The 13,652-nt window shown below is 62.8% G+C and carries 11 protein-coding genes; 6 read left to right on the forward strand and 5 right to left on the reverse strand.

Features of this window, described 5'->3' with window-relative positions; genetic code table 11:
* Nucleotides 1-3: 3 nt before the first annotated feature.
* Nucleotides 4-1,005 (reverse strand): Mrp/NBP35 family ATP-binding protein, encoded by a 1,002-nt coding sequence (locus BLS13_RS15580; protein ID WP_093453487.1) that lies wholly within the window; start codon nucleotides 1,003-1,005, stop codon nucleotides 4-6.
* A gap of 71 nt (nucleotides 1,006-1,076) precedes the next feature.
* Between BLS13_RS15580 and hflK the strand changes: the two genes are divergently transcribed.
* The 3 genes from hflK to BLS13_RS15595 all read left to right on the forward strand — a co-directional run bounded on the left by hflK (nucleotide 1,077) and on the right by BLS13_RS15595 (nucleotide 4,656).
* On the forward strand, nucleotides 1,077-2,129 hold the full coding sequence (gene hflK / locus BLS13_RS15585) for an FtsH protease activity modulator HflK (RefSeq protein WP_093453488.1): 1,053 nt from the start codon (nucleotides 1,077-1,079) through the stop codon (nucleotides 2,127-2,129).
* A gap of 29 nt (nucleotides 2,130-2,158) precedes the next feature.
* A complete protein-coding gene (gene hflC / locus BLS13_RS15590) occupies nucleotides 2,159-2,995 on the forward strand; it encodes a protease modulator HflC (protein ID WP_371128216.1) in 837 nt (278 codons plus the stop codon).
* 104 nt (nucleotides 2,996-3,099) lie between these two features.
* On the forward strand, nucleotides 3,100-4,656 hold the full coding sequence (locus tag BLS13_RS15595) for a Do family serine endopeptidase (RefSeq protein WP_093453538.1): 1,557 nt from the start codon (nucleotides 3,100-3,102) through the stop codon (nucleotides 4,654-4,656).
* 104 nt (nucleotides 4,657-4,760) lie between these two features.
* On the opposite strand, the gene BLS13_RS15600 is transcribed toward BLS13_RS15595, so the two are convergent.
* From BLS13_RS15600 to BLS13_RS15610, 3 genes are all read right to left on the reverse strand, one after another.
* Complete coding sequence (locus tag BLS13_RS15600; RefSeq protein WP_093453492.1) at nucleotides 4,761-5,540, reverse strand: outer membrane protein; 780 nt, start codon at nucleotides 5,538-5,540, stop codon at nucleotides 4,761-4,763.
* A gap of 123 nt (nucleotides 5,541-5,663) precedes the next feature.
* A complete protein-coding gene (gene trpE / locus BLS13_RS15605) occupies nucleotides 5,664-7,175 on the reverse strand; it encodes an anthranilate synthase component I (protein WP_093453493.1) in 1,512 nt (503 codons plus the stop codon).
* Between the two features lie 15 nt (nucleotides 7,176-7,190).
* Entirely contained in the window at nucleotides 7,191-9,125 is a 1,935-nt protein-coding gene (locus BLS13_RS15610; protein WP_093453495.1) for a peptidylprolyl isomerase, read from the reverse strand.
* A 141-nt stretch (nucleotides 9,126-9,266) separates the two neighbouring features.
* Here BLS13_RS15610 and tpiA point away from each other — a divergent pair, with 141 nt between their 5' ends.
* The 3 genes from tpiA (at nucleotide 9,267) to BLS13_RS15625 (ending at nucleotide 12,260) form a co-directional block, all read left to right on the forward strand.
* Entirely contained in the window at nucleotides 9,267-10,016 is a 750-nt protein-coding gene (gene tpiA / locus BLS13_RS15615) for a triose-phosphate isomerase (RefSeq protein ID WP_093453496.1), read from the forward strand.
* Between the two features lie 79 nt (nucleotides 10,017-10,095).
* Complete coding sequence (secG, locus tag BLS13_RS15620; RefSeq protein ID WP_176943619.1) at nucleotides 10,096-10,467, forward strand: preprotein translocase subunit SecG; 372 nt, start codon at nucleotides 10,096-10,098, stop codon at nucleotides 10,465-10,467.
* A gap of 158 nt (nucleotides 10,468-10,625) precedes the next feature.
* Nucleotides 10,626-12,260: a CTP synthase gene (locus BLS13_RS15625; RefSeq protein ID WP_037523371.1), complete on the forward strand. Its 1,635-nt coding sequence runs from the start codon at nucleotides 10,626-10,628 to the stop codon at nucleotides 12,258-12,260.
* Between the two features lie 19 nt (nucleotides 12,261-12,279).
* On the opposite strand, the gene BLS13_RS15630 is transcribed toward BLS13_RS15625, so the two are convergent.
* On the reverse strand, nucleotides 12,280-13,452 hold the full coding sequence (locus BLS13_RS15630) for a hypothetical protein (RefSeq protein ID WP_143011975.1): 1,173 nt from the start codon (nucleotides 13,450-13,452) through the stop codon (nucleotides 12,280-12,282).
* Nucleotides 13,453-13,652 lie beyond the last annotated feature (200 nt).

Raw genomic sequence — 13,652 nt, forward strand, 5'->3', positions numbered from 1 at the left:
CTCTTAAAATGCGGCGCGCTTCACAGGGTTCAACCACTCTATGAGCTTCGCCGCAAGAGGGGCGAAGATCGTATCGTCATCCTGCGCGGCCGGCGGAAGGCCCGCATCGGACGCCATGCGGATGCCGATATCCAGCGGAACCCGGCCCAAAAACGGCAATGCCATCGTCAAAGCGGCCGCCTGTGCGCCACCCTGGCCGAACGGATCGGATATTTCGCCGCAGTGCGGACAGGCATAGCCGGCCATATTTTCGACCATGCCGATGATCGGAACATCGGCATGACGGAAGAAATCGACCGCGCGCGTGGCGTCCATCAGCGCCAGATCCTGCGGAGTCGAAATGATGATGGCGCCGGCCGGCTTGTATTTCTGGACCATCGTTAATTGCACGTCGCCGGTGCCCGGCGGCAGATCGATGATCAATATGTCGGTATCGCCCCATTCGGCGTCGATCAGCTGGCCCAGCGCATTGCCGGCCATCGGGCCGCGCCAGGCGATCGCCTGGCCGGGTTTGACGAGTTGCGCCATCGACAGCATCGGAATGCCGAGCGGCGACATGATCGGATCCATCTTCTGGCCCTGCGCGGTCGGCCGCATGCCTTCGGTCGCCATCAGCCGGGCCTGCGAAGGGCCGTAAATATCGGCATCGACCAGCCCGACCTTCTTGCCCGCCCGGTGCAACGCGACGGCCAGGTTGACCGAGAGAGTCGATTTGCCGACCCCGCCCTTTCCGCTGCCGACGGCGATGATCCTGCGGCCGCGCTTCTCGGCGGTCATCGCCACGCGGACGCTTTCGACGCCGGGAACCGGGCCGAGCGCCGCCTTGACGGCCTGTTCCAGCTTTTCGCGTGCGCCGCTCGACAAGCCGGTCACGTCGAGCACGACGGATGCGACGCCGTCGGCGAAGCGGGGTGCTGCGGCGCGCTTGCTCGCGATCAGGCCGCGGCTGCTGATGGGGTCGATCACGCTGTCGAGCGCCAGCGAAAGGGAGTCGATGATATCCATGCGCGTCCGCTTAGATCGTCGGCACGGAAAGAGCACTGTTTTTCCTCAGGAGCGGCACCTATAATGGGCGCATGAGTGAAAAATCCGAAGCGCAACCGCCGAGCATAGCCGTGTTGAATGAAGGTGGCCCCTGGGGCGGCGGTTCCGGCGGTGATGATGGCGATGGAGCCAACAGTCCGTGGAATCAGGCTCCACGGCGCAAGCCGGGCGGCAGCGGGGGGCGTTCGGCGCTCGACGAACTTTTGCGGCGCGGGCGCGAGCGGTTTGGCGGCCCCGGAGCGCCTGAGCCGGACACCCGCAAGATCGCCAGCTTTGCGGCGATCGGCCTCGTGCTCGTCTGGCTGATCTGGACGAGCATGCATCAGATCGACCCGCAGCAGCGCGGCGTGGTCACCCGCCTCGGCAGCTATGCCGGCATATTGCAGCCGGGCATGCGCTTTTCGTTTCCTGCGCCAATTGACGTCGTCACCAAGATCGACGTCGAGGATATCCGCGTGAAGGATATCGGTTCGACATCCGCCAATGATCAGAATCTGGTGCTGACCGGCGATCAGAACATCATAGATCTGGCTTATTCGGTGCGATGGAACATTCGCGATCCGGAACTCTATCTATATCAGCTCGCCGATCCCGACGACACAGTGGGGGAAGTCGCCGAGAGCGCGATGCGGGCCGAGGTTGCGCGCGTGTCGTTGAACGATGCGATCGGGCCGCAGCGCAGCCAGATCGAAGCGCGTGTCGCGCAGCGCATGCAGGAGATTCTCGACAGCTATCGATCGGGGATCGCGGTGCAGGGTGTGGCGATCAAGCAGGCCGACCCGCCTGCCAAGGTCAACGATGCCTTCAAATCGGTGTCGGCCGCCCAGCAGGAAGCGCAGACATATCTGAACCAGGCACGGGCTTATTCGCAGCAGCTGGGCGCGAAAGCGGAAGGCGAAGCGGCGGCCTTTGACAAGGTCTATGCGCAGTACAGGCTTGCGCCCGAGGTCACCCGCCGCCGCATGTATTACGAAACGATGGAACGCGTGTTGGCCAAGACCGACAAGACGGTCGTCGAGGCGCCCGGCGTGGTGCCCTACCTCGCCTTGCCTCCGGCTGCCGCAAAGGGAACGCCGGCACAATGAATGGTTCGTTGAACACTGTCAGCCGCGGGATGATCGGCTGGGCGATTGCCGCGGTCACGCTTGTCGTCGCGGTATCCAGCATCTTTGCCGTGGTCCCGGAGACGCAACAGGCGCTGATCGTGCGCGTCGGCCAGCCCGTTCGCGTCTATAACGCCTATCGGTCGAACGAAGAGTTCGGTCGGACCGGTGCCGGGCTGATCGCCCGCATTCCGTTTTTCGAGAATGTCGTCTGGATCGACAAGCGCGTGCTCGATTTCGATATGCAGCGCCAGTCGGTGCTGTCGACCGATCAGTTGCGGCTCGAGGTCGATGCATTTGCCCGTTATCGGATCATCGATCCGCTGCGCATGTATATCACCGCCGGCAGCGAGCGGCGGGTAGGCGAGGCGTTGCGCCCTATTTTGGGATCATCGCTTCGGAACGAACTGGGCAAGCGGCCGTTTGCAGCCTTGCTCAGCCCCGAGCGCGGACAGGTGATGAACAATATCCAGGCTCGGCTGAATCATGTCGCCGCGCAATATGGCGCAGAAATTGTCGACGTGCGGATCAAACGCGCGGACCTGCCCGATGGCACGCCGCTCGAATCGGCGTTCCAGCGGATGCGCACAGCGCGCGAGCAGGAAGCCAGGTCGATCCTCGCCGAAGGACGCAAGCAGGCACAAATCGTCACTGCCGAAGCCGATGCGCAAGCTGCGGGCGTTTATGCGGCTAGCTTCGGGAAGGATCCGAATTTTTACGATTTCTACCGGGCGATGCAATCCTATCGCGCGACATTCGGCACCGACGGACAGGAAGCGCCCGGCACGTCGACGATGATCCTGTCACCTGACAATGAATATTTACGTCAGTTTCGGGGGAAGCCCTGATCGCGGGCGCATGCGTTCAACCTCGGTTCAGTCTGATATGATGAAAAAACGTGCCCGAAATATGTTTAACTGGGCAAAACAGGAGTTCTAAGGAGTTGGCCAAAGTGCGTTATGCTTATGCAATTACTGCGGCCCTGCTTGCTGGTGGCGCCACGGCAACCTTGACGATGCAACAGCCGGTCGGCGCGCAGGTCGCGCAAAATGCCCCCGGTACGATTTCGGCCGCCGCGCCCAAGGCCGGCGCGCCGATGAGCTTTGCCGATCTGGCTGCCAGGCTTCAGCCGGCGGTGGTCAATATTTCGACGACCCAGAAGATCCAGGTCAAGAATGGCGCCAACGCCTTTGCTGGAACGCCGTTCGAGGAGCTGTTCAAGCGGTTCGGCGGCGGGACCGACGATAATGGCAAGCCGATCACCCGCGAGGCGACGTCGCTCGGTTCGGGCTTCATCATTTCGCCGGATGGCTATGTCGTAACCAACAACCATGTGATTTCGGGTGGTTCGCCACAGGAAGGCAGCAGTGCGGTGGTCAGTTCGATCACAGTCACCTTGCCGGATCGCAAGGAATATAAGGCGACCATCGTAGGCCGCGATCAGACGTCCGACCTAGCCTTGCTGAAGATCGATGCGAAGAATCTGCCATTCGTCCAGTTCGGTGATTCGACGCGGGCGCGGGTTGGCGACTGGGTGGTGGCCATCGGTAATCCGTTTGGGCTCGGCGGTACGGTGACGGCCGGCATCGTCTCGGCGCTCCATCGCAGCATCGGCGCGCCTGGTCCGTTCGATCGCTATATCCAGACCGATGCATCGATCAACCAGGGCAATAGCGGTGGCCCCATGTTCGATCTCGAAGGCAATGTGATCGGCATCAATACCGCGATCTTCTCGCCTACGGGCGGCAATGTCGGTATCGGTTTCGCGATTCCGGCCGAAGAGGCGAAGCCGGTGATCGAGGCGCTGAAATCGGGCAGCAAGATCAAGCGCGGCTATCTCGGCGTCGGTATCCAGCCCATGACCGAGGATATCGCCGCCGGCCTGGGCTTGCCCAAAGACCATGGCGAGCTTGTCGCGCGGGTCGAGCCTGGCGAAGCCGCGGCGCGGGCCGGGATCCGGCAGGGCGACGTGATCGTGAAGGTCAATGGTCAGGACGTGACGCCGGACAATACCTTGTCCTACATCGTGGCGAAGGCACCGGTCGGCACCAAGATGCCGATCGAACTGATCCGTGAGGGCCAGCGCAAGTCGCTGATCGTGACGATCGGTGAGCGGCCGCCGGAGGATCAACTCGCCGGCGCTGCCAATCCGGGCGACGACGAAAGCGATGATAATGCCGGGCAGGCAAATCCCGATCAGTCGACCCGCAATACGCTGGGCCTGGGCTTCCAGACACTGACGCCGGAACTCGATCGCAAGCTTGGTTTGCCGGGGACGGTGCGTGGTGTGGTGATCAACTATGTCGACCCGTCGAGCGATGCCGGTACGGTCGGCCTCCAGCCACGCGACGTGATCCTGCAGATCGATCAGATCCCGGTGACGACCAGCCAGGCTGCCGCTGCCGCGATCGAGGCTGCACGCAAGGCAAAGAAGTCGACCGTCCTGCTGTTCGTCCAGCGCGGCAACAGTCCGGGCAGGTATATCGGCGTCAAACTCAAGGGCAATTGAGCAGGTGCCTCATCCCGGCGCAAGCCGGGATGAGGCTGTGGCCAATGACACAAAAAAGGGGCGGGGTGGTCTGACCACTCCGCCCCCTTTCTTGTCGAGCTAGCTCAGAACCGGTAGCTGACGGTCGCGGCGATCGTGTGATAGCCGAACTTGCTGAACTGGCGCTGCATGTCGGTGCCGGTGCCATAAATACCGCCCGTGCCATGGACGCTATAATCATGGTTCTTCAGGCTGGTGAACAGATAGAGGGCGCCGATCGAAACCGGGCCGACCTTCTGTTCGATACCACCGCCATAGTTAAATCCCCACGCGCCCTTGCTCGAATTGGTGGTCGTGAAGGCGGCCGTGGCATCGGACGTGGCAAACGTGTTGTGGATCTTGCCATAAGCAACACCACCCGTGCCGTAGAGCATCGTTCCGTGATAATCATAGCCTATGCGGCCGCGGATCGATCCGTTCTCCTTCAGCTTCGAACCGAGCCGATAGACGTTGCCGGTCGAGCTGAATGCGGTGACGTTGTCGAAAAGATAGGCCTTGCCCCCTTCGATCACGGCGCCGATCACGGGGCCGTGATCGGTCCCGAATTCATAGTCGTAGCCGGCATGGATCTTCCATTGACCGGCATCATTGTCCTTGCGGCAGCCGGTGTTCCGGCTGGGCGAAGTCGGTGCGCCGCCGCAGAAAGTCGTCGGCAACGTGGCGCTTGAGGTCGAATAGGTGACATGCTCATCACCATCCCGCGGCTGCCACGTATAGCCGATCTGGCCGCCGACATAAGGGCCGGTCCAGTTGGCGGGCCCAGTCTTCAAATCCTGCGCATTCGCCGCGGTGACGCCAAGCGCCAGAACGGCAATCGCTGCCGAAGTGGAAAATAGGGTTCTCATTGTTCACTAAACCTTTCTGCTACCGTAACGGCTTGGCTCAGAACGGATTAGTTTAGGATTCGATCCACCTATTATAGGCTTTGGACTGAGTGTTGCCCGAATGCCGCATATGTTACTGAGTAACTATTGGCCGAAGCCCGCATCCCCAGCGCGGGCAATAGCCTCCCGGGCGGCGGCAAACAGGGCGCCTGCCTTGGCTTCGCATTCGCGCTGCTCATAAACAGGATCGCTGTCGGCAACGATACCGGCGCCGGCCTGCACATGCATGATGCCGTCCTTCACCACCGCCGTGCGCAGGACGATGCAGCTGTCCATCGATCCATCGGGCGAAAAATAGCCGACGCACCCGGCATAGGCTCCCCGCGTCTCCGGCTCGAGTTCGGCGATGATCTCGCAGGCGCGAACCTTGGGTGCACCCGATACGGTGCCGGCCGGAAAGCCCGCGAACAGGGCGTCGAGCGCGTCCTTGGCGGGATCGAGGCGGCCGACAACGTTCGAGACGATGTGCATCACATGGCTGTAATATTCTACGGTGTAGCTGTCGGTCACTTCCACCGTGCCGGCCAGCGCGACCCGACCGACATCGTTGCGCCCGAGATCGAGCAGCATCAGATGCTCGGCACGTTCCTTGGGATCGGCGAGCAGGCTATCGCGATTGGCCATGTCCTCGGCTGTAGTCTTGCCGCGCGGACGGGTGCCGGCGATAGGCCGGATCGTCACCTCGCCGTCGCGCGCACGCACGAGGATCTCGGGCGACGAACCGATCAATGCGAAGCCCGGAAGGTCGAGGAAATAAAGGAAGGGTGACGGATTGATTCGGCGCAGTGCGCGATACAGATCGATTGGCGGCAGCGTGAACGGTACCGAGAAACGCTGGGCGAGGACGACCTGGAAGATGTCGCCCGCCCCGATATATTCCTTCGCCCGCGCCACCATCTGCTCGTAGCGGCCGACGGGCAACTGTGGAGTCAGTGCGATCGATGCTGGATCGATGTCGGTTCGCGTCCGGGGCGGAAGCGCGGTGGCGAGCATTGCGGCATGCGCATCGATCCGTTCGACGGCGGCGTCAACCTTTTCTTCGGGCGATCCCGGCGTTTCCGGCCATACCGGCGCGACCATGAACAACGCGTCCGCGAGCCGATCAAAGATCAGGATCAGGGTGGGGCGCCCGAACAGCATGTCGGGCAGATCAAGCGGATTGGGGGCGGGGCGGGGAAGCCGTTCGACGAGGCCGATTGTCTCATATCCGAAATAACCGACCAGACACGCAAGCGCGGGCGGCAAACCTGTCGGGACCTCCATCCGGCAGGCCGTGACCAGGGTCCGCATCGCCGAAAGCGCGTCTTCGGTCAGCGGTTCGAAGGCTTCGCAATCATTGGCCCAGTTGCGGTTGATCTCGGCCAAGGCGCCATGCGCGCGAAACATCAGGTCGGGCGCCAGCCCCAGCAGGGTGTAGCGGCCGCGCGTCCCGCCGCCTTCTACCGATTCGAGCAGGAAATCGCCGCGGCCGGGCCGGATCAGCTTCAACGCCGCGGCGACGGGCGTGTCGGTGTCGGCAATATGCGTCCGCCAGACCAAAGCGGGCTTGCCGGCGCGAAGCGCCGCGAGCGCGGCCTGATCCTGTTCGATGGTCATGCGCCTGTCGCCCGATTATTGCGCGCCGGAAAATTGGCGCTTCACTTGCGCAATCGCATCGGCATTGCGCGTCACGCCGACATCCTGTTGCACCGCCTTCATGAACTGTTCGGCAAGTTCCGTGGAGGAGGCCTGCGAAAGCTCGCCCCGCGTATTATCGACGAGGCCGGGATATTTGGTGAAATCACCCGGCGCAACCGCGCTCAGCACCACGACGAAATAGGCGCCGCCATTGTCCGCGGGCATCGATCTGGCCTGGCCGGGCTTCATGTCGAACAGTGCCCGAACCGGAGGCGGTACCTGTTTCGGATCAACGCGCGAGAGATCGATCTGGCGCGCCGAGGCAGGCTGCACAGGCGGCAATTTCACGCCAGTGCCTGCCATGGCGGCAGCCAGTGGCATGCCCTTGTTGACCTTTGCCGTAACGGCGGTGGCGATCGCGCGGGCCTTGGCGCGGGTGCGCGTGACGATGATGTCGCGGGCAACGGCATCGCGAACCCGGGCGAGCGGCAATGGCGTCGGGGCAATTACCTGACGGACGCCGAACACGGCGAACTGCTCCCCCTTGATGACGGTTTCGACGGTGGGCTTGTCATCGGCACCGGCTTCGAAGCCAGGGCGCAACAGCGCGGCGACTTCGGGCGGCGCCTTCCAGTCGGGCGTGTCGGGCGCTGTTCCGTTCGCAAGGACGGGAGGGGTGGTGGTGACAATCAATTTGTTGGATTTCGCGACCTCGTCGAAGCTCGATCCGTCGTCGATCGCGTCGTTGATGGCGGTCGCGAGATCTGACAGTGCCGCATCGGCCTTCTGCTTGGTGAGCGTAGTGACGATTTCTCCGCGGACCTGATCGAGCGATCGGGCGGGAGCCCCGGTGATCGCGTCGACTTTCACGACATACCAGCCAAAGGCACCCTTGATTGGCCCGACCAGCGCGCCCTTCGCTGCGGCAAAGGCCGCCTGTGCGATCTGTGCATTGGCCGTCTTGGCATAATCCGCCTGCACCTGATCGGTAAGCGTCGATGCTTCGAGCCCCGCCTGTGTGGCGGCGGCCGCAAGTGATGCGCCGCTGGCCGCCTTGGCTGCAATAGCCTTGGCCGCTGCCTCGGTCGGCACGATGATCTGGCTCAGGTTGCGCGTCTGGCGGGCGGCGTATTTGGTGGCGTTGCCCTCATAATAAGCTGTGATCTCGGCGTCGCTGGGCTTGGCCTTGTCAGCAACATTGGCCGGACCGAACAGGGCATAACGCAAAACGCGCGTCTCGGGCCGGGTATATGTGGCGATGTTGGATTTGTAGGCCGCCGCAATCTCGGCGTCCGTCGGCTGGCGCGTGTCGGCGACGGCAGCCAACGGGATGATGCCAACCTGTCCAGTGCGCAATTCGACCAGCAGATTGGCGTAGGGCTTTGCGAGGCTGACTGGCACGGGAAGGCCGGCGGCGACTGGCGTCAGCACCTGGCTGCGCAACAAGTCGCTGGCAATGTCATTACGGAGGTCGCGTTCGCTGATCCGCTGCTGCGAGAGCAGCGCTCGCATGGTCTTTTCGTCAAACTGCCCGGTCACGCCGCGAAAGGCCGGGATGCCGGCGATCTCTGCATCAACGAGCCGCTTGCTAATCGCGAAGCCATGCGCACGGCCCCAGGCGTCGAGCGCGCGAGCGGTAATCAACGCGTCGGTTACCTGATCGAAGCCGCCGGCGGCTACGAAGGTTTTGGGCTCGAGGGTTGGCTGCTCGCGACGGACACGATCGAACTGGTTCTGCATCCGCCGGCTGAGATCGATCGCGCTGATGCTGATTCCGCCGGCCTTCGCCACGGTCGTTCCGCCATTCGCAGCATTGGGGCCGGAACTCGATGGTCCGCTCACGCCGGTCACGATGAATGCGATCAGCACAAGGCCGAGCAGTCCGAGGACTATCCAGGATGAAAGCGCGCGGCGGAGGAAGGAAATCATCAAGCGCTCCGATGAGCCAGCATAAGGAAGGCGTTGCCATAGAGGCGGCGGCGGCCCGCTTCAAGCCGCGTAGGATGGTTGGCGATCGGTCGATCGATTGCTAGGGCACAATGGAGAATCGATAGAATGGGGCAGTGATCGATGGTGTTGCGCAAGCTGGTGGCAGGCAATTGGAAAATGAATGGGTCGCTGGCGGCGCTCGGCGAACTCGCTGCGATTCGGGAGGCCGCCGATCGAAACGCCTCGGTCGACGTCGCGATCTGCCCGCCCTTCACCTTGATCGCGGCCGCGGTGGCAAGCCAGCCGGGCCTGACGATCGGTGCCCAGGATTGCCATGCTGACGACAAGGGCGCACACACCGGCTGCATCAGCGCGGTGATGCTGCGCGAGGCCGGCGCGAAGATGGTCATCGTCGGCCACAGCGAGCGCCGGGCCGATCAGCATGAAACCGACGCGGAGGTGCACGCAAAAGCCGAGGCGGCGATCCGCAACGGTCAAATCGCCATCGTCTGCGTTGGCGAAACGGAGGCAGAGCGCGATGCGGGGCGCGCCGTCGCTATCGTCGAAGGGCAACTCGACGGATCGATTCCGCGTGCCGCCGATGGGGCGCAACTGGTGGTGGCCTATGAGCCGGTCTGGGCCATCGGTACGGGCCGCACGCCTTCGGTCGCTGACGTCGCCGAGATGCATGCCGCGATCCGCACGAAGCTGGTGTCTCTGCTGGGGAGTGCGGGCACGGGCGTGCGTATTCTCTATGGCGGGTCGGTGAAGCCGGACAATGCACGCGAATTGCTGTCGGTCGCAGATGTCGATGGTGCGCTGGTGGGCGGTGCCAGTCTTACCGCGGCACAGTTCGTTCCGATCATCGAGGGCGCTGCCGCCTGCGCCTGAGCGGCCAATATGTTGCTGCAAGGTTGAACCTTCGCGGATGATCGATTAGATCGCGCGCTTCACGAACGAAAGCCGGTACATGCTGTTTACCTTCCTCCTCGTTGTTCATGCCATCATCGCAACGGCGTTAGTCGGCGTTATTTTGATGCAGCGCTCCGAAGGCGGCGGGCTCGCATCGGGCGGCAATTCGTCGGGGCTGATGAGCGCGCGCGGCGCGGCCGATTTCCTCACCCGGGCCACATCGGTGCTGGCGACCCTGTTCGTCGTGATGAGCATCGGCCTGGCCGCTTTGGCGACCGTGGCGCGGGGGCCGACCAAGATCGATACGTCGCTGGTCGGCAAAGCCGCACCGATTTCAGCACCCACGCCTCCGCCCTCGGCTGATCCGCTGGCGGCCGCGGCCGCGCAAGGCACGGTGGCTCCGACGAACGGAACGGCGCCCGCCAAATAGCCATGTAAAGGCGAAACGCATGCGACCGCTCGGATCGTCGGATAGCCTCCGTCGCAGATCGGTCGGCCTTGCCCAGACAATTTCATCCAGAATTTTTCACCGGCCGGGGCATCGCAAGCTTGCCCTTCGGCCCCTCTCGCGGGTAAGCCCATCCTCCCATGGCGCGGTTCATTTTTATCACCGGCGGCGTGGTCTCGTCGCTCGGCAAAGGTCTCATGGCGGCGAGCCTTGCGGCTCTGCTGCAAGCACGCGGATATCGCGTGCGAATCCGCAAGTTCGATCCCTATCTGAACGTCGATCCCGGCACGATGTCGCCTTATCAGCATGGCGAAGTCTATGTGACCGACGACGGTGCGGAAACCGATCTCGATCTTGGTCATTATGAACGCTTCACCGGCGTTCCCGGCCGGCAGTCAGATAACGTAACCTCTGGTCGGATCTACCAGACGATCATCCAGAAGGAACGGCGCGGCGACTATCTGGGCGCGACCGTGCAGGTCATCCCGCACGTCACCGATGCGATCAAGGAATTCGCCCGCACCGACGTCGACGGGCTCGATTTCGTGCTGTGCGAGATCGGCGGCACCGTCGGCGACATCGAATCGCTGCCGTTCATGGAGGCGATTCGCCAACTGCGGAACGATCTTGGTCGGGCCAATGCGGTGTTCGTCCACCTCACGCTTGTTCCGTATATCGCGGCAGCCGGCGAGCTGAAGACCAAACCTACCCAGCACAGCGTGCGTGATCTTACCTCGCTGGGCATTCAGCCCGACGTGTTGGTGTGCCGCTGCGATCGCGAACTGCCGGATGGCGAGCGGGCCAAGATCGCCTTGTTCTGCAATGTCGCCAAGGAGGCGGTGATTCCGGCGCTCGATGCGCCGAGCATCTATGGCGTGCCGCTTCAATATCATGCCGAAGGGCTGGATGAGGCCGTGCTCGCTGCTTTCGGAATCGAAGCCGGTGAAGAGCCGGACCTTTCGCGCTGGACCGAAATCATCGACCGGCTCGAAAACCCCGAGGGCGAGGTGACGATCGGCGTCGTCGGGAAATATGTGGGCCTGCTCGATGCCTATAAATCGCTGCACGAAGCGCTCATTCATGGCGGAATGGCCAATCGGGTGAAGGTCAATATCCGCTGGATAGACGCCGAATTGTTCGAGCAGGACGAAGCGGAAGTAGCGGCCAAACTTGAACCGATGCACGCAATTCTGGTGCCGGGCGGCTTCGGGGAGCGTGGATCGGAAGGCAAGATCGCAGCGGTGCGTTTCGCACGCGAACGGCGCGTCCCCTATTTCGGTATCTGTCTGGGGATGCAGATGGCCTGCATCGAAGGCGCGCGCAACACGGCCGGCATTGCCAAGGCCTCGACCACCGAATTCGGCCCGACCGACGAACCTATTGTCGGTCTGATCTCCGAATGGATGAGCGAAGAGGGGCTACAAAAGCGCGAAGAGGGTGGCGATCTGGGCGGCACGATGCGGCTCGGCGCCTATGATGCCAAGCTGTCAGGCAACAGCCATGCGGCCGCAATTTACGGCACCACCGAAATATCCGAGCGCCATCGCCATCGCTATGAGGTCAACGTTCACTATCGCGAACCGCTCGAGCGCGGCGGGCTGGTCTTTTCGGGCATGTCGCCTGATGGCGAACTGCCCGAAATTGTCGAGCGGCCGGATCACCCCTGGTTTGTCGGCGTCCAGTTCCATCCCGAACTGAAGAGCAAGCCATTCGATCCGCATCCCTTGTTCGCCAGCTTCATTGCCGCGGCATTGGGGCAGTCGCGGCTGGTCTGATCGCCAGCGCTTTCGCGCTTCAGCCGAAGTCGCGGCGAATGCTCGCGGCAAATTCGGATATGTCGCTCTCGCGCAGCAACCCGAAATTATAAAGCGACAGTTCGGTGGCACCCGCGTCGACTGCGGCCTGAACTCTGGCTTCCGGGGCCGCGAGGCGCGCCTGAAGCGCCGGGCCGGTGAGGCCGGTGGCGCGAACAACGGGGATCATCGCCGATATTTCGCGCGGCGGAGCCAATCCGCCGGCAAGGGCCGCAACATGGGCATTGTCCGGATGCCCCGGGATCAACTCGGCCTGATCGGCAGCGGAGAGAAATTCGCCGAGCAGTTCATCCTCCCGGGCTGTGCCAATCAACATCGCATAGGATGCCGCCGCGTTGATCGAGACTCGCGCCTTGCCTTTGATGGCGGCGGCGATGGCGGTGACCAGTTCGGTGGAACTGCGCATGGCCAGCTCGGCATAGGCACGCAGTTCGGCGTCATCGGCCAGTGCCGCTGTGCGATGATCGTTGCTGCAGCCCTCGCTGATGTCGCTGTTGATCGCTGTGTTCACGATCTCGCGCAGGCGCACCGGATCGAGGCCTTTTGCGACGGCCTTGGTGATGCAGGCGTTGCAGAAGCACAGGTTCATCAGTGTCCGCGCAAATGGGGGAACGGTGATGAGCGTGCGTGGACGCAGCCAATCGAAATCGAAAACCGGCATGATATTCTCAAGCCGGACGAGTTTGATGCCAAACTGGTCAACCATGTCCTCGCACATCGTCACCAGGAACTCGCGAACATCGTCATTCGCGGGGCACACGCCCGAGCCGCTGGGGTTGCCGCTGGGGAAGACGCGCGCGCAATCGGGGTGGGCGTCGCGGATCCACGGCTGGAAAAGCGTGATCGTCCAGGCGTTGAGGTCAAGACCGAGCGCATGCGCATGTCGAGCGGTTTCGGGCCATATCGCGCTTATTTCAGGTGAGTGGACGTGCGGCTTGATGCGTCCGTAGCGTTCGTCCCTCGGCGGGAAATAGACCGCACCACGTGCGTTGGTGAATATCGAAACGCCCTCGCGCGGGGACAGCGCATCGATGGGGTGATAGGAAGCTGTGAGGTCGATCGCGGAGATCCCGTCCGCGCATATTTGCTTGAGTGCGCGCTCCACGCCGACGCGCGCCAGATCCCACGGATAGGCGTAAATCGTCATTCGCATCCTGATAGCTCCCACGGCGGTTCGCTTGCGCCCGCAAGATCGCTTTGCGTCGCGATCCCCTGGCGAGGCAGGCATTGTTTTTTATCGTCCTCTCTTTGGCTATGCCGCCACCGCCGAAGTTGAACAAGCCCCCCCTAAGTTCGCTTGCTTGCGGCACGTCGCGTGCGCGGTCGATCGGCGGGGCGGCGACCTGAGCGCGC

The organism is Sphingomonas sp. YR710 (assembly GCF_900101455.1).
Taxonomy (GTDB): Bacteria; Pseudomonadota; Alphaproteobacteria; order Sphingomonadales; family Sphingomonadaceae; genus Rhizorhabdus.

Coding starts and splice junctions, on each gene's coding strand:
- tpiA (WP_093453496.1), top strand. CDS start 9,267: ATGGTGTTGCGCAAGCTGGTGGCAGGCAATTGGAAAATGAATGGGTCG.
- BLS13_RS15580 (WP_093453487.1), bottom strand. CDS start 1,005: ATGGATATCATCGACTCCCTTTCGCTGGCGCTCGACAGCGTGATCGAC.
- hflK (WP_093453488.1), top strand. CDS start 1,077: ATGAGTGAAAAATCCGAAGCGCAACCGCCGAGCATAGCCGTGTTGAAT.
- secG (WP_176943619.1), top strand. CDS start 10,096: ATGCTGTTTACCTTCCTCCTCGTTGTTCATGCCATCATCGCAACGGCG.
- trpE (WP_093453493.1), bottom strand. CDS start 7,175: ATGACCATCGAACAGGATCAGGCCGCGCTCGCGGCGCTTCGCGCCGGC.
- BLS13_RS15600 (WP_093453492.1), bottom strand. CDS start 5,540: ATGAGAACCCTATTTTCCACTTCGGCAGCGATTGCCGTTCTGGCGCTT.
- BLS13_RS15625 (WP_037523371.1), top strand. CDS start 10,626: ATGGCGCGGTTCATTTTTATCACCGGCGGCGTGGTCTCGTCGCTCGGC.
- BLS13_RS15610 (WP_093453495.1), bottom strand. CDS start 9,125: ATGATTTCCTTCCTCCGCCGCGCGCTTTCATCCTGGATAGTCCTCGGA.
- hflC (WP_371128216.1), top strand. CDS start 2,159: ATGATCGGCTGGGCGATTGCCGCGGTCACGCTTGTCGTCGCGGTATCC.
- BLS13_RS15630 (WP_143011975.1), bottom strand. CDS start 13,452: ATGCGAATGACGATTTACGCCTATCCGTGGGATCTGGCGCGCGTCGGC.